Raw genomic sequence first — 24226 nt, 5'->3', positions numbered from 1 at the left:
GGAGCATTGCATGGAGCATTCCCGCTTCGACGAGCGCCGTGCACAGACGAGCTTTGGTTACCGTCCTTGATTGTCTGCGCCCGAAGTGGAATACTCCGTTTCGGAAGAGGACATGGGAGATGGCGCATGGCAAAGGCGCTCGAAGAGACTGGCACGGATAACGCGGCACATGCAGGCGCGCAGGCGAACGGGCGCGATTGGCGCCGTTCGATGAGCGACAATGTCGCCTGGGCGTTGCTCGCTTATACCGGCTTGCAGATATTCGTGACCACAGGTGCGATGAAGACGGCTGGCGGCTCGATCATGCCGTATATTGTCCTGATTGTTCTGGTGGCCGCCATCATCCCGGCTTGCCGGGTGTTCGAACGGCGCTGGCGTGACCTGTCCGACCACGAGGCGGCCGATCCGAACCTGTCCGGTGCATTCCGGCGCGATCAGATTGTTCTCTGGCTGATGGCTATCGGGCTGCCTTTCCTGATAACCGGTGCGATCAAGGTTTTCCTCGCCAACGGCTAAGCGCGCCGCTGTCATTGCCTGACAGTCCGTGAACGATTAACCGGCCGAATGATTTCATTCGAACACGCCCGCGACCGGGCCCTGCAACTTGTTGAGCTGGCGAAAGCTGCCGGCGCGGACGCGGCCGATGCGGTCGCCACAGGCAGTGCATCCGAAAGCGTCGGTGTGCGGCTGGGTGCGCTGGAGGATGTCGAGCGGTCGGAAGATGAGTCGGTCGGGCTGCGGGTCTTTGTCGGCAACCGCTCCGCCAGCACCGGCGGAAGCGACTTCAGCGGTTCTGCCTTGAGCGAAATGGCCGACCGCGCCGTGGCCATGGCGCGTCACGCGCCAGAGGACCGCTATGCGGCACTGGCTCCGCCCGAGCGTCTTGCACAGGGCCCGTTCGAGGATTTCGACCTGATCGATCGCAGCGAGCTTGCACCAGAAACACTTCGTGAGCGGGCGCTCGAGGTCGAAGACGCGGCGCGCGCTATCGACGGGGTGAGCAACTCCAATGGTGCGACCGCTGGCTATGGCCGATCGACGGTTGCGCTCGCCACCAGCAACGGCTTTGCTGCCGCCTATGGTGCGACCAGCCATTTCCTCAGCGCCAGCATGATTGCCGGTGAGGGCGACCACATGCAACGCGACTACGAGGCCCGCTCGGCACGCCACTGCGCGGACTTGCCCGATTGCGCATGGGTGGGCAGCGAAGCGGGAAAGCGCAGCGTCGCGCGGCTGAACCCGGTGCCATTGCCAAGCGGGACGATGCCGGTCGTGTTCGATCCGCGCGTCGGCGGTTCGCTGATCGGCCATTTGCTCGGTGCGATGAGCGGTATGGCCGCCGCGCGCCGATCGACCTGGTTGCTCGACCGGCTGGAGGAAGAGATTTTCCCTTCTGCAATCCGGATCCTCGACGACCCGCATCGGCAACGCGGCCTGCGCTCGCGCCCGTTCGATGGCGAAGGGCTGGCAACTTCGCCCCGCGCGCTGGTCGAACATGGAAGGGTGACAGGCTGGTTGACCAATATGGCAAGCGCCAACCAGCTGGGCATTGAACCGACCGGCCATGCGGTGCGCGGCGCGTCAGGCGCTCCTGGTATCTCCGCCACCAATGTCCTTCTCGAACCGGGGACTTGCACTCCGGACGATCTGATCGGCGACATCGCAGACGGGGTTTTCGTTACAGAATTGATTGGCCAGGGGGTCAATGCCGTCACCGGCGATTATAGCCGGGCGGCAGCAGGTTTTCGCATTCGAGGCGGCAAGCTGGCGGAACCGGTGGCCGAATTCACGATTGCCGGGAACCTTGTGACCATGTTCGCCGCTTTAACGGCAGCGGACGACATTTCGTTTGACCGGTCGGTCAATGTGCCGACGTTGCGGATCGACGGGATGACGATAGCGGGAGAGTAAGGGATGCAAACATTGCTGCGCGCTTTGGCAGGACTGTGGCTGTTGTGCCTTGCTGCGCCTGCGCTTGCATTGCTGCCCGCTGCGCCGGAAACCGCCGAGCCGGAAGTGTCCGCTCCGGCTCAGCCGCTGCAGGAAACGCGCGATCCGGCAGCCGATAGCCGCATCGCGACCCGGATTCGCGAGATATTCGCTGAAGTCCCCTCGCTCAGCGCGGTCGAAGTCGAGGTCAGCGAAGGGGTTGTGACGCTGACGGGATTTGCGCCCGATCAGGCGGCAATCGACCGGGCAGAAGCGATTGCCGGACGGTTCGAAGTGGCAACGGTGGAGAATTCGGTCGAGCGCGACCTCTCGGTCGACAGCGGGCTTGGCGCGCTGGAAACCCTGACCGATCGCGCGGCTGGCTGGTTGAAGTTATTGCCTCTCCTTGCCGTCGCTTTGTTTGTGGCCGTTCTGATCGGTGCGTTCGGCTATCTTCTGGCGAGTTTCTCCTCTTTCTGGCGCAGAGTGACGCCCAACCCGTTTCTGGCCGAACTGGTGGCAAGCGCGATCCGCTTCGTGTTCGTAATCATCGGGCTGGTGATCGGTCTGGATATGCTGGGGGCGGGCGCGTTGCTCGGTGCGGTCCTCGGCGGGGCGGGCGTGGTCGGCATCGCGCTCGGTTTCGCCATGCGTGATACCATCGAGAACTATGTCGCGTCCCTCATGCTCAGCCTGCGGCAACCCTTCCGGGCCAACGATCACGTGTTGATCGACGACAAGGAAGGCCGGGTGATCCGGCTCACCAGCCGCGCAACGATCCTGATGACGCTCGACGGGAATCATCTGCGCATCCCCAATGGGCAGGTGTTCAGGGCGGTGATCCTGAACTTCACCACCAATCCGCAGCGCCGGTTCGATTTCGAGCTCGGTATCGATGCCGATGACGATCCCGATGCGGCGCGCCATCTTGGCCGTGAGACACTGAAATCGTTGCCCTTCATTGTCGACCAACCGCCGCCCGAGGCACGGGTCCTGCAGGTTGGTGACAGCAATATCGTGATCAGCTTTCTTGCCTGGATCGACCAGCGGGAAGCCGATTGGTACAAGGCGAAAAGCCGCTCGATTGCGGCAGTCAAGCGGGCATTGGAAGAGGGCGGCTTCGGATTGCCCGAGCCAATTTATCGCCTTCGATTCGATGAACGCACTATGCCGCTGCCCCTGCACAATGCCGATTCCTTGCCGGTGGCAACGGATGCCGCCGCGCCGCCAGCGAAGGCGGCTCGCAAGACACAGCGCAAAGCGCCGCCGAAGCCGCATCCAGTCGAAAGCGAAGCTGCGATTGAAGACGATGTCGCCCCGAAAGACGAGATCGCTGAAATGGTCGAAAAGGAACGCAGCACGTCAGCCGATCAGGACGTCGATTTGCTCGATTCGTCACGGCCCGTCGAATGACATCGCGGCAACGCTGAAGCGAGACCAACGCCGGGCACGCAGGCCGGGTTCTGCTCAGCCTGCGTAACGGGCAATCGCTTCCTCGACGATGGTGCGCGCTTCTGCCGCGTCACCCCATTTGCCGATCCGCACCCACTTCTCCGCTTCGAGATCCTTGTAGTGCGTGAAGAAGTGCTCGATCTGCTGGAAGATGATCGACGGCAAATCCTTGGTTTCACCAACGTCCGAGTAATAGGGGAAAGTCGTGTCGACCGGCACGCAGATCAGTTTCTCGTCGCCGCCATGTTCGTCTTCCAGATTCAGCACACCGATCGGGCGCGCGCGCACGACACAGCCCGCGATGAACGGGGAACGCGCGATGACCAGCGCGTCGAGCGGATCGCCGTCGGGGCTGAGCGTGTGCGGCACGAAACCATAATTGGCCGGATAGCGCATCGGCGTGTGCAGGATGCGGTCGACGAACAGTGCGCCGCTGGCCTTGTCGAACTCGTACTTCACCGGTTCGCCCCCGGTGGGCACTTCGATGATGACGTTGAGGCTTTCGGGCGGATTGTCGCCGACGGGAATTTTGCTGATGTTCATGGCAGGGGCCTTTAGGCTCGCCGGATAGGCACGCCAAGAAAGAATTTGCTGCATTGCGGCAATATTGCCGCGAGCCGAACACTCGCCTAAGCGCGCGGCTATGAGCAAGAACACACCGCAAGCCATCCGTGGCACGCAGGATATTTTCGGACCCGATGCAGAGGCGTTTGCCTTCGTGGTCGAGACGTTCGAACGCGTGCGCAAACTCTACCGCTTCCGCCGCGCCGAGATGCCGGTGTTTGAAAAGACCGAGGTGTTCGCCCGCTCGATCGGCGAGACGACCGATATCGTCTCGAAGGAAATGTACAGCTTTGACGATCGCGGCGGCGAATCGCTCACCCTGCGCCCGGAATTCACCGCCGGGATCGCGCGCGCCTATCTGACCAATGGCTGGCAGCAGCACGCGCCGCTCAAGCTGGCAACGCACGGCCCGCTGTTCCGTTACGAGCGCCCGCAGAAGGGCCGCTATCGCCAGTTCCACCAGATCGACGCGGAGATCATCGGCGCGGCGGAACCGCAGGCCGATGTGGAACTGCTCGCAATGGCGGACCAGATCATCCGCGAGCTCGGGATTGAGGATGTGACACTGCACTTGAACACGCTCGGCGATGGCGACAGCCGTGAGGCGTGGCGCGCCGCGCTGGTCGAGTATTTCAGTGCGGTTCGCGGCGAACTGTCCGAGGATTCGCAGGAGCGGCTGGAGAAGAACCCGCTGCGCATCCTCGACAGCAAGGACCCGCGCGATCGCAAGTTCCTCGGCAATGCACCGCGGATCGACGATTTCCTGACCGACGAAGCGAAGGCATTCTTCGAAGCCGTGACCAGCGGTCTAGATGCAGCGGGCGTCAAATGGACCCGCGCGGAAAGCTTGGTCCGCGGGCTCGACTATTACCGGCACACCGCGTTTGAATTCATCCCCGACGAGGGTAGCGAAGCGGCAGGCAAGCTCGGCAGCCAGAGCACGATCCTGGGCGGCGGTCGCTACGATGGCCTGATGGAAAGCCTCGGCGGCGCATCGACACCCGCAGTGGGCTGGGCAGCGGGGATCGAGCGGCTGGCGATGCTGGTGGGGGAAAATGACCAGGCTCCTGCTGATGTGATCGTGATTGTCGAAGACGATTCATTCATCGGGCAGGGCATCTCAGCTCTTAGATTGCTGCGCCAAGATGGTTTGACTGCTGAACTGATCTCGTCAGGTTCGCCCAGAAAGCGTTTCGATAAAGCATCCAAGCTGAACCCAAGGGCGATCCTATCACTCGGCGGTCAAGGACAGCTCGGCTCTCCTGTCCGAAGCAGCGAGGAGGCTCTCGTGGACAGAATTGCTGACCTGCTCTCGAATTCTGCGAGTTTTGGATCATTGGCGTCACCCCGGGCTTGACCCGGGGGCCCGCTGCCTTCTCGCGCTGTGCTCGAAAAAGCGGGATCCCGGCTCGGGGGCCGGGATGACGGTGGTTTGGCTTTCCGCTTTCCTACAGACCCCGGGCTTCGCTATGAGAGGCAGGAACCCAATCGTCGGCGGAACACCCCCGGGGGACTGCCCTGAAACGCCAATCGCAAGCGAACGCAAGAAAAGTGCGAAAAATCAAGAGGATAAGCAAAGCCCTACAGCTTGACACCGTGTCAACTTCGTCAAGCTAGTGTCAAGTTCAAAACCTATGACCATCCCAGCCGAACGTTTGCGACAGATCGCCAACCGCTTTGCCGAGCTTGAGGCGCGCATGGCGTCGGGGCAGCTTGTGGGCGAGGAGTTCGTCCAGGCATCGCGTGACTATGCCGAGCTGGAGCCGGTCGCCAGATTGACGGCCGAAGTGCAGGCCATGCGCGAGGAGATCGACGGGCTGACAGAAATGCTCGCCGACCCCGAGATGAAGGCAATGGCGGAGGACGAGCTGGCCGATGTTCAGCAGCGCCTGCCCGAGGCTGAGCGTCAGCTCGCCGTGGCTCTGCTCCCGCGGGACAGCGCCGATGGGAAACCCGCCATGCTGGAAATCCGCGCCGGCACAGGCGGCGATGAAGCGGCGCTGTTCGCAGGCGATCTGTACCGCATGTATGAACGCTTCGCCGCCGAGCAGGGCTGGCGGATCGAGCCGGTCAGCATGAACGCCAGCGAAGTCGGGGGCTTCAAGGAAATTGTCGCCAACGTCACCGGCAGCGGGGTGTTTGCCAAGCTCAAGTTCGAGAGCGGGGTCCACCGCGTGCAACGCGTGCCGGTGACGGAAAGCGGCGGGCGCATCCACACCTCGGCGGCGACCGTCGCCGTGCTGCCCGAACCCGATGAAGTTGATGTGCGGATCGAGGAAAAAGACCTCAAGATTGATGTCTACCGCGCCAGCGGGGCGGGCGGCCAGCACGTCAACACCACCGACAGCGCGGTGCGCATCACCCATCTGCCGACCGGCACGGTTGTCACCTGCCAGGACGGGCGCAGCCAGCACAAGAACAAGGAAAAGGCGATGCAGGTCCTGCGTGCCCGCCTGTTCGAGCAGCAGCGCGATGAGGCGCAAGGCGCAGAGGCCGAAGCACGCAAGGCGATGGTCGGCAGCGGCGACCGCTCCGAGCGCATCCGCACGTACAATTTTCCGCAAGGGCGGGTGACCGATCACCGCATCGGCCTGACTTTGCACAAGCTTGAAGAAGTGCTGGCTGGTCCGGGGCTCGGCGAACTGGTCGATGCGCTGATTTCCGAGGACGAGGCCAAGCGTCTCGCCGCGCTTGAAGCATGAGGCGGGAACAGTGAGCGTGCTCGATACCTTGCGCGAGGCGGCGGCCCGGCTGGCGGACAGCTCTGCTACGCCGCGTCTCGATGCCGAATTGCTGATGGCTGAAGCGCTCGGGCTCAGCCGGTCGGACCTGCTGCTGCGCGCAACTGATTTGATCGTTCCGCCGGACTTCGAGGCAATGCTCGAACGGCGTCTGAATCATGAGCCTATTGCCTATATCCTCGGCCGGCAGGAGTTTTACGGGCGGGAATTTACTGTCTCGCCTGATGTTCTGATCCCGCGCAGCGATAGCGAAGCGCTGATCGACCCGGCCATCGACCGCATGGGTAGGACTGGAAGCATGCTCGATCTCGGGACCGGTTCGGGTGCGCTGCTGCTCACCCTGCTGGCTGAAAAACCGGGTTGGCGCGGCACGGGCATCGATCGCTCCAAGGCTGCGCTCGGGATTGCCAGCAAGAATGCGCATTCGCTTGGTCTTGCAAATCGCGTGGTAATGCAGCAGCGCGACTGGTCGAAGCGTGACTGGATGAACGGTCTTGGCCAATTCGATCTGGTCATTGCCAATCCGCCCTACGTGGAAGTGGATGCCAGGCTCGATCCCGATGTGAGCGATTTCGAACCGGTTGGCGCATTGTTTGCCGGCAAAGACGGCCTTGACGATTACCGGCGCATCATACCGCTTTTGCGCTCGCTGCTCGATCCGGAAGGTTTCGCGGTTTTCGAAATCGGGCACCGGCAGGATGCGGCGGTCACGGCACTGGCGCTCGAACATGGCTTTGCGGTGCATCTGGTAAGAGATCTTGCCAACAGGCCGCGCGGGCTGATTCTCACATAAAGGCTTGGCAAAAGCTGCAGCAGGCTCTAACTCTAGGCCAAGGCCAGCGGATTATGGCGCGCCGGATTTCCCGAAAGCGTTGTTTCCCGCCTGACCTTAGCTCCAACCTTTGCAAATACGTCCGGGCCGCAGGGTCTGTGATACGGTTCAGCAGATGGGGCACCACGACTGGCGATACAGCTGGCGTGGCGAGGGGTCATGTGACCAGTATTGGCCGGCGACAGAGCCCGCCAAGGTCGTTGATAAGGAAGAGTATTCCTTGAATAATAATCGTAATAACAACCGCCGCGGCCGTGGCCGCAGTAACAACACCAGCAACCGTAACCAGGGCGGCGGCAACGCGGCCAACCGGATCGACAACCGTTCGCGCGGCAATGCGCCGCAGCTTCTCGACAAGTACAAGAAGCTCGCGCAGGATGCGCAGCATCATGGCGACCGTGTGCAGGCCGAATATTACCTGCAATTCGCTGATCACTATTTTCGCGTAATCGCTGACAACAAGGCGCGTCAGGAAGAAGCGCGTGGCAAACGCCAGGACGAGCGCGGCGATTCCGGCGACGATGATGGCGATGCGGACGACAACGACAATCGTCGCGCCAAAGGCCGGCACAATCCGCGCAATCGTCGTGACGATCAGGATTTCCAGCCCAGGCGTGGGCGCGAGGGCGAAGACGCCGATGACGGGGAGAATCCATTCTCGCGCCAGGGCGGCGATGACGAAGATCGCGAAAAGCCGAAAGCGCCCAAGCCGTCTAAGCCGCGCAAGCCGCGCGCAGCCAGGTCCAAGAAGGACAGCGCGACCGAGATCGACGCTTCAGTGCTGCCACCTTCGATCAGCGACAGCTCGGCCGAAGAAGAAAAGCCCAAGCGCAAGCTTCCTCCGCGCCGACGCAAGCCGAGCGCCGATGGTGAAACCGTCGAAGCGGTCGGCTGAGCGGACATGCTCGACCGCGTGATGTGAGGCCGGAACAGGTCGGCGCGATGGGCGGTATAGATACACTTCTGCAGTGGCTGGCCGGTCACCCGCGCATTGCGGCGATGGCTTTCGGCCTGCTTGCAGCGCTTGGCTTTCCTCCCATCCATGCCTGGCCGCTTGCGCTGATCGGCGTTGCGGGCTTTGTTTGGCTTGTCTGGCAGGCCAAGACCTGGAAGCGCGCGTTCAGCCTCGGCTGGTTGTTCGGCGTCGCGCATTTCACGCTGGCGAACAACTGGATCGCGACTGCCTTTACCTATCAGGCTGAAATGCCCGCCGTTCTGGGTTGGGTCGCAGTGCCGCTGCTGTCGCTCTATCTGGCAGTCTACCCGGCGCTGGCTGCACTTGGCGCTCATCTGATAGCGCGCAAGGCAGGCCTCGGCGTCTTCGGTGTGGCCTTGGCCGGTTGCTGGACCATCTCCGAATGGCTGCGCAGCTGGGTGTTCACCGGTTATGCCTGGGACCCGCTCGGCCTGATGCTGCTCGGTCCGTGGGATCGGCCAGGGATTGCGGCCGCGTTGCCGTGGCTTGGCACCTATGCACTGTCCGCGCTGTCTGTCCTGATCGCGATTGCTCTTGGCACATTACTGGCCCGCAAGCGGGTTCTGGCAATGCTGGTTCTTGCCGCGGTGTTGGCTGGGGCGATGTATTTTCCTGCACCCAAAGGCGAGGAGGGCACTATTGCATTCACTCTGGTCCAGCCCGATCTGCGGCAGGAAGAACTGAACGACCAAAGCAAGTTTGAAGAGCAGTTCGCACGCATTGCGCTGCTCTCGGTCAACCGTTCCGAAGCCGAACCACGGCTTGTCCTGTGGCCCGAGTCCGGCGTGCCCGACTATCTTCAGGACGGCTATCCGCTGCGTTATTACAAGGGCGTGACCCCTCGCGATGATCCGGCGTTCGCACGGCGGCGTATCGGCCGGGCGATCGGTGACGATAGCCTCTTGCTGACCGGAGCGGTCGATCTGGAATTCGAGGGCGAAAAACTTGTCGGGGCACGCAATGCGGTCACCGCGATCGACAGCGAAGGCCGCATCGTCGGCGAAGGCTACGACAAGGCGCATCTGGTTCCCTACGGCGAGTATCTCGCGCTGCGTTGGCTGCTGGAGCCGCTCGGTGCAACGCGGCTGGTTGCCGGCAATATCGATTTCCTGCCCGGCCCCGGTCCGCGAACGCTGGAGCTTGGCGACTGGGGAAAAGCGGGCATCCAGATCTGCTATGAAATCGTGTTCTCTGGCCAGGTAGTCGATCCGGATATGCGGCCCGATTACCTTTTCAACCCGTCGAACGATGGCTGGTTCGGCAGTTTCGGTCCGCCGCAGCATCTGGCGCAAGCGCGACTCCGCGCTATTGAAGAAGGCCTTCCAGTGCTCCGGTCGACCACCACCGGCATCAGCGCGGTAATCGACGCGCGCGGCGTGGTGCGCAGCCATATCGGCATGCACCGGCGTGACCGGATCGACGGAACCGTTCCCCCTGCCCGCGCGCCGACAGCGTTCAGCCGCCTGGGCAATTGGTTGCCGCTCGGCTGGGCTCTGATCCTGATTGCCGTTTCGCTGGTTGCCACACGCCGGAAGGGAAGCTAGACCGCGCGACAGACATAAAGCTTTCTTTATATGGGGTCCCATGCGCAGCAATTACCTGTTCACTTCGGAAAGCGTTTCCGAAGGCCATCCGGACAAAGTGTCCGACCAGATTTCCGACGCTATCGTCGATCTTTTCCTGTCGAAAGATTCTGAGGCGCGCGTCGCTTGCGAAACGCTGACGACGACACAACGCGTGGTGCTGGCCGGCGAAATTCGCGGCAATGGCATCATGGACAAGGACGGCGAATGGGCGCCCGGTATTGAGCAGGAAATCGAAGACACTGTTCGCGGTATCGTGCGCGAAATCGGTTACGAGCAGGATGGCTTTCACTGGAAAACGCTGACCTTCGAAAACCATTTGCACGGCCAGAGCGCGCATATTGCGCAAGGCGTCGATGCAAGCGGCAACAAGGATGAAGGTGCGGGCGACCAGGGCATCATGTTCGGCTATGCATGCGATGAAACGCCTGACCTGATGCCGGCGCCGATTGATTACAGCCACAAGATTCTCGCGCAGCTGGCAACAGACCGCAAGAACGGCACCGCGCCCTTCCTCGAGCCAGACAGCAAGAGCCAGGTCACGCTTCGCTACGACAATGGCAAGCCTGTCGCCTGCACGGCAGTGGTCGTCTCGACCCAGCATGCGCCCGGTTATGATACGGGCGACAAGGAAGCCGAGCTTCATGCCTATGTTAAGGGCGTGGTCAACGCGATCCTGCCGGCAGGCTTTGTGTCCGACGAGACCGAGTGGCATATCAATCCGACAGGTACGTTTGAAATTGGCGGTCCCGATGGGGACGCGGGCCTGACCGGGCGCAAGATCATCGTCGATACCTATGGCGGCGCTGCTCCACACGGCGGTGGTGCGTTCAGTGGCAAGGACCCGACCAAGGTCGATCGTTCGGCTGCTTACATTACCCGCTATCTGGCGAAGAACATCGTTGCCGCTGGCCTGGCTACCCGGTGCACGATCCAGCTCAGCTATGCCATCGGCGTGTCCAAACCGCTGTCACTCTATGTCGACACCCACGGCACCGGCACGGTTGACGATGCCAAGCTGGAAGATGCTATCCGCTCAATCGATAAGCTTGGCGGACTGACCCCACGTGCGATCCGTACGCATTTGGGGCTTAACAAGCCGATTTATCGCCAGAGCGCGTCCTACGGCCATTTCGGCCGCACCCCCGAAGGCGATGCCTTCCCGTGGGAGCGCACCGATCTGGTTGAAGAACTGAAGGCTGCTTTGAACTAAAGCTTCCGGAGAGAAAGCGGGCGCCAGCGCATGCGGCGCCCGCAACTCCCCAGTACCTCTTAATCGAGAAACACCCCTACTCGAGGCGTTCGGCCGGTCGAGCCTGTGCTGCCCACTTCTGTTCATTCAGCCAGCCCCCGACCTTGCGGCCGAATTTGGCAATCGCATTCATGTTGAAGAAGTGCATCGCGCCGAGGACAATGACGGCAAGCCCGACTTTGCTGGAGAGGAAGCGGATCGCTTCCGGCAGTGTTTCTGGCGGCGTGCCGAATTGCAGCGCGAGCAGAATGAAGCCGAGATTCACGAGGTAGAAGCCGACGACCAGCAAGTGGTTGGTCGAACGGGCAAGTTCGCCATCGTGACCAAAGCAATCAATCAGGAAAATCTCGCCGTTGCTCGAGAGGGTCCGGGCGACCCAGATCGTCAGTCCGATACTGATCGCGAGATAGGCGGCGTAAATGGCTGAAACGAACATATCAAACTCCTGTAATTTCGGGAATTACAGAAATATTGCGGCATGGGTCTTTCTCTTGTCTGTCGCCTCCTTGCTTTGGGGTTTAGTCTTTGGCCTTGCCGGGAATGAAGCGGGCGACTTTGCTGCCGAGCTTCATGAGAGTGATCAGAGTCGTTTTGGGCAGTGCGCGAACATCATCATACCAGCTGCCGAGAGTGCCAATGAACTCGTGCATTCGGCCGATCCGATCGCGGACGTGCGCAGGAACGTCAGTGCGCCCGACCATGTCCGCGCTTAGCCGCTGGAGCGCTTCAATGGTGGGGTCGATCTCGCGGCGCTTGCGTTCGGAAACGATCCGCGTGAGCATTTCCCACAAGTCAGTCTCTGCGGTGAAATGGTCCCGCCGGTCGCCCTCGATATGGGTGCGCCGGACAATCCCGTAGCCCTGCAGTTCCTTCACACCGTTCGACACATTCGACCGGGCGAGGCCGAGTGTTTCGCAAATTTCCTCGGCATGCAACGGGCGATCGGAGAGATAGAGCAGCGCGTGGATCTGCGCGACGGAGCGATTGACCCCCCAATGTGTTCCCATCTCACCCCAATGAAGAATGAAGGCACGGGCTTCAGGGATATCGAAAACGCTCATTCTGTCACCAATTTCTGTCAAAACAGAAATACGCGATTTCAAGTCGCTGTCAAGCGCGCAACCGTGCGATCAATTTTGCCAGTCCGGCCAGTCATGCTGTCCGAGCCGCGGCGACGGCTCGCCAAGCGCCAGTTCTGCATTTGAAAAGCGGAATGGGCTACGCACACCTGTGATGCCTTCAGCCTCTACGGCCATTTCGCGCGCCATGACTTGTGGGTCAGCGAAGACGTTCTCGAGATCGTGGATCGGTCCAGCCGGAACGCCGGCCGTGCGACAGGCTTCCAGCAACGCTTTACTTGTCCAGCAGATGACCTCGCGGGTGATCTCCGATTCGAGCCAGTCCCGGTGCTCGATCCGGCCCGCGTTGTCTTGCAAGCGCGCATCCGAGCCGAGATCATCTCGTTTGAGCACCCGCATGAGCCTGACGAAAAGCCGGTCGTTGGCTGGGGCCAGCACCACAGCGCCGTCGCTAACCTCGAACACCCCGTAAGGCACGACTTGTGCATGAGCATTGCCTTTGCGCGGGGGGTTTAGACCGGTCGCAAAATAACTCGTCGCCTGATTGGCAAGTAGCCCAACGGAACAATCGAGCAGCGACATATCGATCCATTGGCCCCTGCCGGTCCGCTCACGCATCAACAGTGCCGCCTGGATGGCGTTGGCCGACCAGAGCCCGCATGCGAGGTCCGACATCGACACGCCCGATTTCATCGGCTCGCCCTCCGGCTCTCCGGTAATCGACATCAGTCCGCTCATGGCCTGGACAACAAAGTCGTACCCCGGCTCATTTCGCCGTGGTCCGTCCTGCCCGAAGCCGGAGATCGAACAATAAATCAGCCTGTCTGCATTCTCGGCCAGGCTGTCGTAGTCGAGGCCGTATTTCTCCAGCGCACCCGGCTTGAAGTTTTCGATCACGACATCGGCGGTGGAGCAGATTTGACGCACACGCGCCAAATCCTCCTCCACGTTGAAATCGGCGACCACGCTGCGCTTTCCCCGGTTGCAGGCGTGGTAATAGGCCGCTTCCCGATCACCGTTGTCGCGGGTAATCCATGGCGGACCCCATTGCCGGGTTCCGTCTCCATCAGGGCTCTCGACCTTGATCACCTCTGCGCCGAGATCGGCGAAGATTTGTCCGGCGAAAGGTCCGGCCAAAACGCGCGCGAGTTCGACCACGCGCAGGCCGTGCAGCGGCGTGTTCAGCGCAGCACCGGCCACACTAGCTGACGTAATGCGCGGTGGTCTTCGCGGCGACTTCATCCGCCGAAACATCGGGAGCCAGTTCGATCAGCTTGAACGGGCTGGTGTGATCGGGCCGGTGGAACACCGCCAGATTGGTGATGATCATATCGACAACATTCTGCCCGGTCAGCGGAAGCGTGCAGTGCGGGATGAATTTCGGATCGCCTGCCTTGCTGGTGTGATCCATGACCACGATGATCTTCTTGACCCCGGCGACAAGGTCCATTGCGCCGCCCATGCCCTTGATCATTTTGCCGGGGATCATCCAGTTGGCGATGTCGCCGTTCTCGGCCACTTCCATCGCGCCCAGCACGGTCAGGTCGATGTGGCCGCCGCGGATCATGGCGAAGCTTGCCGCGCTGTCGAAATAGGCGCTGTGCGGTAATTCACTGATGGTTTGTTTACCCGCATTGATCAGGTCCGGATCGACTTCATCGTCATAGGGGAACGGGCCGATGCCGAGCATTCCGTTTTCGCTCTGGAGTGTAACATCCATGCCATCCGGAATATGGTTCGCCACAAGCGTCGGGATGCCGATCCCGAGGTTCACATAATAACCGTCCTGCAATTCCTTCGCGGCGCGGGCGGCCATATCGTCACGGGTCCAGGGCATGGTGTTATTGTCCTTGCTCAATCGGGAGTGGGGTGAGGAACCAGCCGGCGCCAACCAGCTCTTCGAGCGGCTGCGCGGTGCTGCGGTCCTTGAGATAGGCGTAGAGTTCATCAAAATCGGCGCGCGTGTCGCCGGCAATGGCGACAAGACAATGTGTCTCGTCCAGATCGCGGCGCCGCTCCTGTTTGCGGTCCTCGCCATTGCGCATAAGCAGCAGGTTGTCGTCACCCTTGGGATCGAGCCCGCTTGCAGCCAGCGTCTGCCGTACCGCCCCGGCCTGAACCGCGGGCACCGACGAAATCCAGAAGATTTCAATATCCTGCATCCGCATTGCAGCCAGCATCTGGCTCAGAGCGTTGTTTTGTGCCGGACTCACTGCATGATCGAACATTCCGTCTCCCGGATCGAGATCGATCAACACCGCAGGCGGGCGGATGCTGCATTCCGTCCGGTCCGGGCGAAGCGTTCCGGGCGATGTCAGCAGAGCGGACTCACGAGGCCGTTCGACTGGGTCGCGGCGCGCCTGCGAATCGACATAGGAATAGAACGAATCATAAGCGCGCAACGACAGGGCCGGGCGGCCACCTGACTGCGAAGCTTCCGGGATTGCGACAGCTACGGCGCGCAGCGGTGTATCGACCGGCTCTGCGGCGCCGTCGGCAAGTCCGTCGATGCCATCTTCGGGCCGCACACCCTGAGGCGGCTCATCATCGGGAAGGGCTGCAAGTTCGCCAACCGGTTCCGGGCTGGCAACCGGTTCTACCGCTGCCCGATCAGTAACCGTTTCGATCGGGGTATCGACCCGTGCCGATGCGCTCGATTCCGTGTCGTCCGAGCTACCATCATCGCCCCGACCGCCGATCATCAGGCCACCGGCAACAACCGGAATGGCCGCCGCCACACAGCCGGATAGAACGCCCGACATCGCCAGCAACAGGCCGACACGCAAAAAAGGCCTCTCCATCATGGGCCGATCAGGCCTCTGCCCGCTCGCGCGTCGTGCGGAATTCGATCTGCTTGTCATACGGTGCGCCGACAATCATCCGCTGCACATAGACGCCAGGCAGATGTACGCAGTCCGGATCGAGCGCGCCGGCCGGAACGATTTCTTCGACTTCAACCACGCAGGTCTTGCCGCAAGTTGCGGCCGGCAAGTTGAAGTTGCGCGCGGTTTTGCGAAACATCAGGTTGCCGGTTTCATCTGCCTTCCAGGCTTTCACGATGGACAGATCGGCAAAAATTCCGTGTTCGAGGATGTAGTCTTCCGGGCCGCCGGCGCCGTCGAAGCTCTTCACTTCCTTGCCTTCGGCCACCTGTGTACCGACGCCGGTCCTGGTGTAAAATCCCGGAATGCCGGCACCGCCTGCGCGCATCCGTTCGGCCAAGGTTCCTTGCGGGCAGAATTCAACCTCCAGTTCGCCGGACAAAAACTGCCGTTCGAATTCCTTGTTTTCACCGACATAGGAACTGATCATCTTCCGGACTTGTCGGGTGCGCAGCAGTTTCCCGATGCCTTCGTTGTCGATCCCGGCGTTGTTGCTGGCGAATGTCAGGTTCTTCACGCCGCTATCGCGAATCGCATCGAGGAGTCGTTCTGGAATTCCGCACAGGCCGAAACCGCCTGCGGCTATCAGCATCTCATCATGCAACAGGCCTTCAAGCGCGGCTGCTGCATCAGGATAAAGCTTGTTCATGACTACTCCCTGTCGATTCCAGCGTCTTTAGGCCGGGCTAGCGAGCCTGTCACCCTTTAGCCAAAACTGCGGGAGCCGTATCCGGACGTGCAATGCTGCAATGCAGCGCAATCGATTCCTTTCACTCAACCCCCCTCTGTCCCGGAGATTGAAATCGCACTTTATCCCTTGATATCAGCCAGTTCAGTAGATTGCAAAAAATGCAACAGGGAATGTTCTTTTCGCACTTGCACAATTTTCTGCGTGCTCGCATATGTCTCCCTGCCTTTTAGGCATCCTCTCCCAAGACTTTCAGCCCCGGTGGTTCTTCCGCCGGGGCTTTTTTCTTGCCCGGGCCGCACGGAAAGCTCCCGAGGCACAAAGCGAACACTCGTTCATTTGCAACAGGTAGAATGCGTCCCTAGCTAGAGGGCGATAAACGAATGCCTGGACTGGGAGCGCTTGCCATATGGCCGAAGCAGATGTCGCAACGGAAGAACGGACAGTAAGATTACAGGTTGCGGCAGCGCGGCAGGAAGAGAGCGGACAGGGCATTGTCCGAATGCCCCGCAGCGCATTCCAGACGCTGGGCATCACCGAAGGCGATGTTGTCGAAATCGAAGGCAAGCGGGCAACCCCGGCAATCGCCATGTCAGCCTATGACGAAGACCAGGCGCTCGATGTTATCCGGCTCGACGGCCTCCAGCGCGGTAATGCCGAGGTCGGCTCAGGCGAGCACGTCAAGGTTCGCCGGGTTGAATCGAAGCCGGCCAAGCGTGTCGTTTTCGCGCCGGCGCAAAAAGACATGCGGCTGCAAGGGCCGACTCAGGCGCTGAAACGAAATTTCTTTCGTAAGCCGGTGGTGGCGGGCGATCTCGTCGCCACGACCGGGCAGCAGCCCGTGCGCAATATGCCGCCCGAAGTGCAGCGCATGTTCAACGCTCCGGCCTATGCGCTGACGCAGATTCGCCTGTCGGTCGCCTCGACCACGCCGAAGGGCATCGTCCATATCGACGAGGAGACCGAGGTCGAACTGCGCGCGGATTACGAAGAACCGCGCGATCCGCGAGCCGGCGTGAATTACGACGATGTCGGTGGTATCGACGATACGATCCAGCAATTGCGCGAGATGGTGGAGCTGCCGCTGCGCTATCCCGAGCTGTTTACCCGCCTTGGCGTCGATCCGCCCAAGGGGGTGCTCCTCCATGGCCCGCCCGGCACCGGAAAGACCCGGCTTGCGCAAGCCGTGGCCAATGAAAGCGATGCCGAGTTTTTCACCATCAACGGTCCCGAGATCATGGGTTCCGGCTATGGCGAGAGCGAGAAGCGCCTCCGCGAGGTGTTCGAAGCAGCCGCCAAGGCCTCGCCGGCGATTGTATTCATCGACGAAATCGACTCGATTGCGCCGAAGCGAGACCGCGTGTCAGGCGAGGCGGAGAAGCGTCTGGTCGCACAGTTGCTTACGCTGATGGACGGGATCGAGGCGCGTTCAAATCTCGTGGTGATCGCGGCAACCAATCGCCCCGACGCAATCGATGAAGCCTTGCGGCGGCCCGGCCGGTTCGACCGCGAAATCGTGATCGGTGTACCCGACGAGCGCGGGCGGCGCGAAATCCTTGCCATCCATACTCGCGGCATGCCGCTGGAGGAAAAGGTCGAGCTACACGAACTGGCCAAAGTGACTCACGGCTTTGTCGGAGCCGATATTGCGGCGCTGACCCGTGAAGCCGCAATCGAAGCGGTGCGCCGGATCATGCCGAAGATCAATCTGGACGAGCAGACTGTACCGCAGGAAGTGCTCGATGATCTGTGCGTGACGCGGGGAGATTTCCTCTCGGCGCTCAAGCGCGTCCAGCCATCGGCAATGCGCGAAGTCATGGTGCAGGTGCCCAATGTCGGGTGGGACGATATCGGCGGCGTCGACGACGCGATCGACAAGCTCAAGGAAGGTATCGAACTGCCCTTGAAGAATGCCGAGGCATTCCAGCGGCTGGGGATCCGCCCGGCGCAGGGTTTCCTGCTCTATGGGCCCCCGGGAACCGGCAAGACATTGCTGGCGAAAGCCGTCGCCAAGGAAGCCGAAGCGAATTTCATCTCGATGAAGAGCTCGGACCTGCTGAGCAAATGGTACGGCGAAAGCGAGCAACAGATCGCCCGCATGTTCCAGCGCGCCCGTTCGGTTGCGCCTTGTGTGGTGTTCATCGACGAGATCGACAGCCTCGTGCCTGCGCGGGGATCAGGCCAGGGCGAGCCGCAGGTCACCGGCCGGGTGGTCAACACGATTCTGGCGGAGATGGACGGGCTTGAGGAATTGCAATCTGTCGTGGTGATTGGCGCGACCAACCGCCCTACCCTGGTCGATCCCGCATTGCTGCGTCCGGGCCGGTTCGACGAACTGGTCTATGTCGGCACGCCTGACGAGAAGGGCCGGGAGCAAATCCTCGGCATCCATACTTCGGAAATGCCGCTGGCCGATGATGTCGACCTGGCGAAAATCGCAGGAAAGACCGATCGCTTTACCGGAGCAGACCTCGAAGACGTGGTGCGCCGCGCCGGACTGAACGCTTTGCGCCGCGCCGGGAGCGATGTGAAGGAGGTCAAGGCAGCCGACTTCGAGGAAGCGCTGAAAGATTCGCGCGCGACCGTGACGATAAAGATGGAAGACGAATACAAAAAGATGCGCGGCGAGCTGAAGAAACGAGCAGCCGAGGTCAATCCAATCGGTTTCATCCACGAAGGAATGGTCGAGCCGGTGCGCGACCGCAAACACGGGGGGGTCGAGGTTACGCCCGTCGAATAGGGCGGCCTACCCCTTCATCACCCGCTCGTTCGCCGCTTCGACTTCAAGCCGGTGGCGGATCAGCGCGTCGGGCATTTCCTTGCGCAGCCATGCGATCATGTGTTCGCGCACGGCGCAGCGCAGGTCGAACAACTCGCCGATTGTTCTGGCGCTCATCGCCAGCCGCAATTCTATGCTTTCGGGATAGGCTTCGGTCATCATCGCCTTGACCGTTCGACCGTCCCACAGATCGTGGTTTTCGACGAACCGTGTGAACTCCTGGCGGATCGGGACGATCTCGGCTGCGGGATCCAGGTGGAGGAAGACCGGTCCGGTCAACATTTCACTCTTGCGCGACCAGTTCTCGAAGCTTTGCTCCAGAAATTGAGTGGTGGGCACCACGATGGCGCGCTCGTCCCAGGTCCGCACGGTGATAAAGCTCATACGAATTTCCTCGACCCGCCCGGTGTGACCATCAATCACCACCAGGTCACCGATCCGCAGCGGCTCTGTGACGGCCATCTGCAGCCCGCCGATCAGCGATTTCAGCGCGGGCTGTGCAGCGGCACCGACCGCCAGAGCGGCCAGACCGGCCGAGGCGAGCAGGGTGGTGCCGATCGATTTCACGGCGGGGATGGCAAACAGCATCAGCCCAACGGTGATGAAAACGATCGCAAACGTCGCGGTGCGAGAGAAGATCGAAATCCGGGTCCGACGGCTGCGCACGGCAACGGGATCGTCGGACGCCTCGAGCCGGATTTCCATTGCGGCAGTAAAGGCGCGCACCAGAGTATAGACGATCCACCCCAGCAATGCGGGCCGCAGGAACTGGGCCAACGGTTCCCAAATGGTACCAAGCAGCGCATTATTCTGAGCGGCGACAGTCACGGCGATGGCTATCATCGACCATTTGACCGGTCGTCGGATGCTGTCGATCACCAAATCGTCTGCAACCGAGTCCGACATGCTGGTAAAGCGGTGAGCGATGGAGAAAGCGATGCGATAGATCGCCAACGCCAACACGACAGCGACGGTCAGGACAATCGCGGCTACAGCGATCTCTTCCCACGCAATGGTCCAGTTTGCTGGATTGTATCGTTCGAACATGTTGCGCCACCTATTGGGAGTGGGGTCGGGTTTCAAGCAAAGTCGGGGTTGGCCTGGTTTAAGCTTGAGGATGCCGGGAACGGGCCAAGCAAGTCGAGGCCTTCCGAATTCTTATAAAAAGAGCGTGAAAGCAGGCGCTTGCTTTGTCTGACCTATTTCGAGCGCAGTTGCGGGTTCATGCCGGCGACGTGGTTGAGCCATTTCTTCGGCTTGCGCAGCATGTCTTGCGGGTAGCTCACTCTGAGGCCGACGATCTTTGCCATCGCGCCGACGAAATGGATGCAATTCCGCTTTTCCAGATCGTAATATTTGCCCGGAGCGTTGCGCCATGCGGCCACTTCACGGCGAATGCGGTAATATTCGGCATCGCTCAGCTTCACGGTGAAGTGGCGTTTGGTTTTCCGGATATAATCGGCTTTTTCGACCATAATGTCGTGTTCCACCGGCCCGCGCAGAATGGCAGCGCTGACCTCTTTGGCGGTAAAGCCGTAATTCTCGTTCACCGCTGCCCCCGTCTTGTCGAGCGAACCGCGCATCAGGATGAAAGTGTGCGGGTAACGCCCGTCAAACATCGAACCGCCATAGCTGTGAAAGCTGAGCTCGACCTCCGCTGCGGCAGGCATGGCCCAACCAAGCGAAAAGACAGCGAGCAGGATTGCGACCAGTTTCTGCATCATCGTCACTTAGCCAACCAAACCACTAACTCGCAAGCAGGCTTGCGTTTCCGCCTGCTGCGGTCGTGTCGATGCTGACCACCCGCTCGCTCGCAAAGCGCGCGACATAGTGCGGTCCGCCCGCTTTGGGGCCGGTCCCGGACATACCGTCGCCGCCGAATGGCTGGCTTTCGACCACCGCGCCGATCTGGTTGCGGTTCACGTAGAAGTTGCCCACCCGGGCGCGAGCCTCGACAAAGGCACGTACCGCGTCGATCCGGCTGTGCAGTCCTAGCGTCAGCCCGTATCCGGTCGAGTTGATGTCATCGACGACTTGCTCGAGCTCCTCGGCTCTGAACCGGGCGACATGGAGGATCGGTCCGAAGTTTTCGCGCTTCAGATCGAGGATCGAATCAATTTCGATGATCGTCGGGGCAACAAAACAGCCAGCGCTTGTCCCACGCGGCAATTTGCGCCGCCAAACAATCCGTCCGGCTTTCTTGCGGCGTGCCACGTGCCGTTCGAGCGCGGCTTTGGCATCGGGATCGATCACCGGGCCGACATCGGTTTGCAGCAGGCTCGGCTCGCCGATCTCGAGCGTTTCGAACGCGCCCTTGATCATTTCGATCATTTCGTCGGCGATATCGTCTTGCAGATAGAGCATGCGCAGCGCGGAACAGCGTTGTCCGGCGCTTTGGAAAGCGCTGGCGACGACATCGCGCGCGACCTGCTCCGGCAAAGCAGAGGAATCGACAATCATCGCATTCTGGCCGCCGGTTTCAGCGATGAAGGTGGCGATCGGACCTTCCCTTGCGGCGAGGCTGCGATTGATGGCTTGTGCTGTTTCGGTCGAGCCCGTGAAGGCCACCCCGGCAAGTCGGGGGTCGGATGTTATCCACTGGCCGACATCGCCAGCCCCCGGCAGCAGTTGGAAGACTGCTTCGGGAATTCCGGCTTCGTGGCACAGCTTCACCGCAAGCGCTGCGATCAGCGGTGTCTGCTCTGCCGGTTTTGCGACGACCGTATTGCCCGCTGCAAGAGCCGCAGCTGCAGGGCCGATGAAAATTGCCAGGGGGAAGTTCCACGGGCTGATCGTGGCGAAGACACCGCGCCCGGCCATGCTCAACCGGTTTTCTTCTCCGGTCGGGCCCGGCAGGTATAGCGGCTCGCCAAACAGGCGGCGCGCTTCATTGGCATAGTAGCGCAGGAAATCGACCGCTTCGCGCAGTTCCAGAACGCCGTCGAGCAGCGTCTTCCCGGCCTCACGCTGGCACAGCGAAAGGAATTCATCGGTGTGTTCTTGGAACAGCTCCGCCGCCGCTTCGAGCAGCAGGGCGCGTTTCTCGCCGCCCAGCCGGTTCCAGCCGGGCTGGATTTCCGCCGCACGGGAAATTGCGAATTCAACCTCTTCCTGAGTGGTGTCGCGCCGCGTCCCAACCTCGTCATGCAAGTCATGCGGCTTGTTGATCGGCGCAATCTCGCCTTCCGCTTCGGATTTGAAGGTCGGCTCGGCGTGCCAGTGGAGGTTCTCGAGCCCGATCAAGCGCTGAATCAACGGTTCGCGCACGAGCGGATCGGCAAGATCAATGCCGGCACTGTTCTCGCGCCCGGGGAAGATGTCGTGCGGCAACGGGATGTTCGGATTGCGCTTGGGCTCGAGCGCGGCAAGATCGGCCACCGGATCGGTGGCCAGCGCGCTTGCCGGAACATCGGCATCGGCCATCCGGTTGACGAAAGAACTGTTAGCACCGTTTTCAAGCAAGCGCCGCACGAGATAGGCGAGCAGATCCTTGTGATTCCCGACCGGGGCATAGATGCGCACCGGCGTCCGGTCATTGCGCTCGGTCTCCGCCAAGGCGCCGTAAACGTCTTCGCCCATACCGTGCAGGCGCTGGAATTCGAACGGCGCTTCGTAGTTGCGGCTGGCCACCAAAGTCTTGATCGCTGCAACCGTGTAGGCGTTGTGTGTCGCGAAGGCGGGATAGATTGTGTCAGGCGCTTCGAGCAGCTTGGCCGCGCAGGCGAGATAGGACACGTCGGTTGCAGCCTTGCGGGTGAAGACGGGGTAGTCCTGATATCCGCCGACCTGGCTGAGCTTGATCTCAGTATCCCAATACGCGCCCTTGACCAGCCGGACCATGAACCTTCGGTCGTGGCGGCGCGCAAGCTTGACCGCCCATTCGCACAGGGGGACCGCGCGTTTCTGATAAGCCTGGATCGCTAGCCCGAAGCCGCCCCAATCGCCGGCAAACAGCTCGTCATCGGCCGCGAGCTTTTCGATCACATCCATCGAGACTTCGAGCCGCTCGGCCTCTTCGGCGTCGATGGTAAAGTGGATATCCGCGTCGCGCGCCCTGGTCGCCAGATCCTTCAGCACAGGGACAAGATGCGCCACAGCTGCGGCCTGATGGAAGAAATCATATTTCGGATAGAGTGCGGAAAGCTTGACTGAAATGCCGGGTGACCGCGTGACGCCGCCGTCTGCGGCCCGTGCGACTCGCTCGATCGCCCGTTCGTAGGATTGCCGGTAGCGCTCCGCATCGTGCATCGTCATGGCCGCTTCACCGAGCATGTCGAAACTGTGGGTCAGCCCTTCGACGCGCTCCGGCTTGGCGCGCTTCAGTGCTTCGTCGATCGTCCGGCCGAACACGAACTGGCCGCCGAGAATCTTCATGGCCTGCAGCGTCGCTTTGCGGATCACCGGCTCGCCCAGCCGGTTCATCGCGCGCTTCACGCTCTTGCCCATGCCGCGCTGGTGTTCTTCGGGCCGGTCGAGCACTTCGCCGGTCAGCATGAGCGAGAATGTCGCGGCGTTGACGAAAGTGGAAGAGCTTTCGCCCAAATGTTCGCCCCAGTCGATATCGCCCAGCTTGTCGCGGATCAGCGCATCAGCAGTCGCGGCATCGGGCACGCGCAGCAGAGCCTCTGCAATGCACATCAGCGCAATGCCTTCCTCGGTGTCGAGCCCGAACTGGTGCAGGAAAGCGTCGATACCGCTCGCCTTCTCCAGACGCGCGCGCTCGACCAGCTGCTCCGCCAGGGGCGCGGCTTCACCATGGAGACGGGAGACCGGAGCGGCCTGCCGCATGCGTTCGCGCACGCATGCATCTTCTTCCTGACGATATGCCAGGCGGAGCTTGGTTCGGTCGAGCGGAGCGAGTGTGGTCAAGTGAGCGACTCGTATAGTTTCGTGTGCAACAATCGAACCCGACTTGGACCCGACGGTGGTTGCGTTCAAGAGGCAGTGTGCGCCATGGTGCGGCCAGCCAATCGAACAGGCAATTGAACAGGAGCAACAGCATGGCGGGCCGTTATTTCGATCAATGGAATGTGGGCGACCGGATCGAACATGACATCCGCCGCACTGTGACGGAAGCGGACAACCTCTTCTTCACCGTGATGACCCACAATCCGCAGCCGCTTCATCTGGATGTGGAGGCGGCGAAGGCGAGCGAATTCGGGCAGATCCTCGTCAACGGGACCTTCACCTTCTCGCTGATGGTCGGTCTCTCCGTGGGCGACACGACACTCGGCACACTGGTGGCCAATCTGGGTTATGACAAGCTGGTAATGCCCAAGCCGGTGTTCCTCGGCGATACACTGCGCGCAACCAGCGAAGTCACTGAACTGCGCGAATCCAGATCGCGGCCAGACGCGGGCATCGTCACCTTTACCCATGAGGCGGTGAACCAGCGGGGCGAAGTTGTCTGCCGCTGCCTGCGCTCGGCCTTGCTCAAGAAATCGACGGCATGACCGGATGGCTTGACCT

Annotated in this window: 21 protein-coding genes; 11 read left to right on the top strand and 10 right to left on the bottom strand. The window is 61.2% G+C overall.

From position 1 onward, the window contains the following. Positions 1-126 precede the first annotated feature (126 nt). From E0502_RS05070 to E0502_RS05060, 3 genes are read left to right on the top strand one after another with little or no spacing between them, the layout of a single operon-like run. On the top strand, positions 127-516 hold the full coding sequence (locus tag E0502_RS05070) for a hypothetical protein (RefSeq protein ID WP_137676835.1): 390 nt from the start codon (positions 127-129) through the stop codon (positions 514-516). A gap of 48 nt (positions 517-564) precedes the next feature. Next, entirely contained in the window at positions 565-1911 is a 1347-nt protein-coding gene (locus tag E0502_RS05065) for a TldD/PmbA family protein (RefSeq protein ID WP_137676834.1), read from the top strand. A gap of 3 nt (positions 1912-1914) precedes the next feature. After that, the gene (locus E0502_RS05060) at positions 1915-3342 is read left to right on the top strand and encodes a mechanosensitive ion channel family protein (RefSeq protein ID WP_137676833.1); all 1428 of its coding nucleotides are present in this window, start codon (positions 1915-1917) and stop codon (positions 3340-3342) included. A gap of 54 nt (positions 3343-3396) precedes the next feature. Here the strand turns inward: E0502_RS05060 and ppa are convergent, their stop codons facing one another. Beyond that, a complete protein-coding gene (ppa, locus tag E0502_RS05055; protein WP_137676832.1) occupies positions 3397-3924 on the bottom strand; it encodes an inorganic diphosphatase in 528 nt (175 codons plus the stop codon). A gap of 100 nt (positions 3925-4024) precedes the next feature. On the opposite strand from ppa, the gene hisS reads away from it, so the two are divergent. From hisS to metK, 6 genes are all read left to right on the top strand, one after another. Beyond that, positions 4025-5302, top strand: a complete 1278-nt coding sequence (hisS, locus tag E0502_RS05050; protein WP_137676831.1) for a histidine--tRNA ligase — start codon at positions 4025-4027, stop codon at positions 5300-5302. 277 nt (positions 5303-5579) lie between these two features. Beyond that, entirely contained in the window at positions 5580-6647 is a 1068-nt protein-coding gene (prfA, locus tag E0502_RS05045; protein ID WP_137676830.1) for a peptide chain release factor 1, read from the top strand. A gap of 10 nt (positions 6648-6657) precedes the next feature. Continuing rightward, entirely contained in the window at positions 6658-7479 is an 822-nt protein-coding gene (prmC, locus tag E0502_RS05040; protein ID WP_137676829.1) for a peptide chain release factor N(5)-glutamine methyltransferase, read from the top strand. A 259-nt stretch (positions 7480-7738) separates the two neighbouring features. Beyond that, positions 7739-8413 (top strand): DUF4167 domain-containing protein, encoded by a 675-nt coding sequence (locus E0502_RS05035; RefSeq protein WP_137676828.1) that lies wholly within the window; start codon positions 7739-7741, stop codon positions 8411-8413. A gap of 47 nt (positions 8414-8460) precedes the next feature. Continuing rightward, positions 8461-10038 (top strand): apolipoprotein N-acyltransferase, encoded by a 1578-nt coding sequence (gene lnt, locus E0502_RS05030; protein ID WP_137676827.1) that lies wholly within the window; start codon positions 8461-8463, stop codon positions 10036-10038. Positions 10039-10078: 40 nt separating this feature from the next. Further along, positions 10079-11290, top strand: coding sequence for a methionine adenosyltransferase (metK, locus tag E0502_RS05025; RefSeq protein WP_137676826.1), 1212 nt, complete (start codon positions 10079-10081; stop codon positions 11288-11290). 76 nt (positions 11291-11366) lie between these two features. Here the strand turns inward: metK and E0502_RS05020 are convergent, their stop codons facing one another. The 6 genes from E0502_RS05020 to E0502_RS04995 all read right to left on the bottom strand — a co-directional run bounded on the left by E0502_RS05020 (position 11367) and on the right by E0502_RS04995 (position 15939). Further along, complete coding sequence (locus E0502_RS05020) at positions 11367-11765, bottom strand: hypothetical protein (RefSeq protein ID WP_137676825.1); 399 nt, start codon at positions 11763-11765, stop codon at positions 11367-11369. A gap of 82 nt (positions 11766-11847) precedes the next feature. Then, positions 11848-12390: a GbsR/MarR family transcriptional regulator gene (locus E0502_RS05015; protein ID WP_137676824.1), complete on the bottom strand. Its 543-nt coding sequence runs from the start codon at positions 12388-12390 to the stop codon at positions 11848-11850. A 69-nt stretch (positions 12391-12459) separates the two neighbouring features. Continuing rightward, a complete protein-coding gene (locus E0502_RS05010) occupies positions 12460-13608 on the bottom strand; it encodes a CaiB/BaiF CoA transferase family protein (protein ID WP_240048869.1) in 1149 nt (382 codons plus the stop codon). 1 nt (position 13609) lies between these two features. Next, on the bottom strand, positions 13610-14245 hold the full coding sequence (locus tag E0502_RS05005) for a CoA transferase subunit B (RefSeq protein WP_137676822.1): 636 nt from the start codon (positions 14243-14245) through the stop codon (positions 13610-13612). A gap of 4 nt (positions 14246-14249) precedes the next feature. Then, the gene (locus E0502_RS05000; RefSeq protein WP_137676821.1) at positions 14250-15212 is read right to left on the bottom strand and encodes an HAD family hydrolase; all 963 of its coding nucleotides are present in this window, start codon (positions 15210-15212) and stop codon (positions 14250-14252) included. Positions 15213-15219: 7 nt separating this feature from the next. Continuing rightward, positions 15220-15939 (bottom strand): CoA transferase subunit A, encoded by a 720-nt coding sequence (locus tag E0502_RS04995; protein ID WP_137676820.1) that lies wholly within the window; start codon positions 15937-15939, stop codon positions 15220-15222. A gap of 448 nt (positions 15940-16387) precedes the next feature. Here E0502_RS04995 and E0502_RS04990 point away from each other — a divergent pair, with 448 nt between their 5' ends. Beyond that, entirely contained in the window at positions 16388-18718 is a 2331-nt protein-coding gene (locus E0502_RS04990; protein WP_137676819.1) for a CDC48 family AAA ATPase, read from the top strand. Positions 18719-18724: 6 nt separating this feature from the next. Here E0502_RS04990 and E0502_RS04985 read toward each other — a convergent pair whose 3' ends face one another. The 3 genes from E0502_RS04985 to putA all read right to left on the bottom strand — a co-directional run bounded on the left by E0502_RS04985 (position 18725) and on the right by putA (position 23626). Then, entirely contained in the window at positions 18725-19804 is a 1080-nt protein-coding gene (locus tag E0502_RS04985) for a mechanosensitive ion channel family protein (RefSeq protein WP_137676818.1), read from the bottom strand. Positions 19805-19956: 152 nt separating this feature from the next. After that, positions 19957-20478, bottom strand: coding sequence for a hypothetical protein (locus E0502_RS04980; protein ID WP_137676817.1), 522 nt, complete (start codon positions 20476-20478; stop codon positions 19957-19959). Between the two features lie 25 nt (positions 20479-20503). Continuing rightward, complete coding sequence (putA, locus tag E0502_RS04975; protein ID WP_192895920.1) at positions 20504-23626, bottom strand: bifunctional proline dehydrogenase/L-glutamate gamma-semialdehyde dehydrogenase PutA; 3123 nt, start codon at positions 23624-23626, stop codon at positions 20504-20506. Positions 23627-23739: 113 nt separating this feature from the next. Between putA and E0502_RS04970 the strand changes: the two genes are divergently transcribed. After that, complete coding sequence (locus E0502_RS04970) at positions 23740-24210, top strand: MaoC family dehydratase (protein WP_338047310.1); 471 nt, start codon at positions 23740-23742, stop codon at positions 24208-24210. Positions 24211-24226 lie beyond the last annotated feature (16 nt).

This window comes from Parerythrobacter lutipelagi, from assembly GCF_005434975.1.
GTDB classification, from domain to species: Bacteria; Pseudomonadota; Alphaproteobacteria; order Sphingomonadales; family Sphingomonadaceae; genus Parerythrobacter_A; species Parerythrobacter_A lutipelagi.
Note: the sequence above shows the minus strand (reverse complement) of the source record. Positions and strands in the feature narration are given on the sequence as shown.

Excerpts from the sequence above, each read along its gene's own strand:
- E0502_RS05070 (WP_137676835.1), top strand. The coding sequence starts at position 127 with ATGGCAAAGGCGCTCGAAGAGACTGGCACGGATAACGCGGCACATGCA.
- E0502_RS05065 (WP_137676834.1), top strand. The coding sequence starts at position 565 with ATGATTTCATTCGAACACGCCCGCGACCGGGCCCTGCAACTTGTTGAG.
- E0502_RS05060 (WP_137676833.1), top strand. The coding sequence starts at position 1,915 with ATGCAAACATTGCTGCGCGCTTTGGCAGGACTGTGGCTGTTGTGCCTT.
- ppa (WP_137676832.1), bottom strand. The coding sequence starts at position 3,924 with ATGAACATCAGCAAAATTCCCGTCGGCGACAATCCGCCCGAAAGCCTC.
- hisS (WP_137676831.1), top strand. The coding sequence starts at position 4,025 with ATGAGCAAGAACACACCGCAAGCCATCCGTGGCACGCAGGATATTTTC.
- prfA (WP_137676830.1), top strand. The coding sequence starts at position 5,580 with ATGACCATCCCAGCCGAACGTTTGCGACAGATCGCCAACCGCTTTGCC.
- lnt (WP_137676827.1), top strand. The coding sequence starts at position 8,461 with ATGGGCGGTATAGATACACTTCTGCAGTGGCTGGCCGGTCACCCGCGC.
- metK (WP_137676826.1), top strand. The coding sequence starts at position 10,079 with ATGCGCAGCAATTACCTGTTCACTTCGGAAAGCGTTTCCGAAGGCCAT.
- E0502_RS05020 (WP_137676825.1), bottom strand. The coding sequence starts at position 11,765 with ATGTTCGTTTCAGCCATTTACGCCGCCTATCTCGCGATCAGTATCGGA.
- E0502_RS05015 (WP_137676824.1), bottom strand. The coding sequence starts at position 12,390 with ATGAGCGTTTTCGATATCCCTGAAGCCCGTGCCTTCATTCTTCATTGG.
- E0502_RS05005 (WP_137676822.1), bottom strand. The coding sequence starts at position 14,245 with ATGCCCTGGACCCGTGACGATATGGCCGCCCGCGCCGCGAAGGAATTG.
- E0502_RS05000 (WP_137676821.1), bottom strand. The coding sequence starts at position 15,212 with ATGATGGAGAGGCCTTTTTTGCGTGTCGGCCTGTTGCTGGCGATGTCG.
- E0502_RS04995 (WP_137676820.1), bottom strand. The coding sequence starts at position 15,939 with ATGAACAAGCTTTATCCTGATGCAGCAGCCGCGCTTGAAGGCCTGTTG.
- E0502_RS04990 (WP_137676819.1), top strand. The coding sequence starts at position 16,388 with ATGGCCGAAGCAGATGTCGCAACGGAAGAACGGACAGTAAGATTACAG.
- E0502_RS04985 (WP_137676818.1), bottom strand. The coding sequence starts at position 19,804 with ATGTTCGAACGATACAATCCAGCAAACTGGACCATTGCGTGGGAAGAG.
- E0502_RS04980 (WP_137676817.1), bottom strand. The coding sequence starts at position 20,478 with ATGCAGAAACTGGTCGCAATCCTGCTCGCTGTCTTTTCGCTTGGTTGG.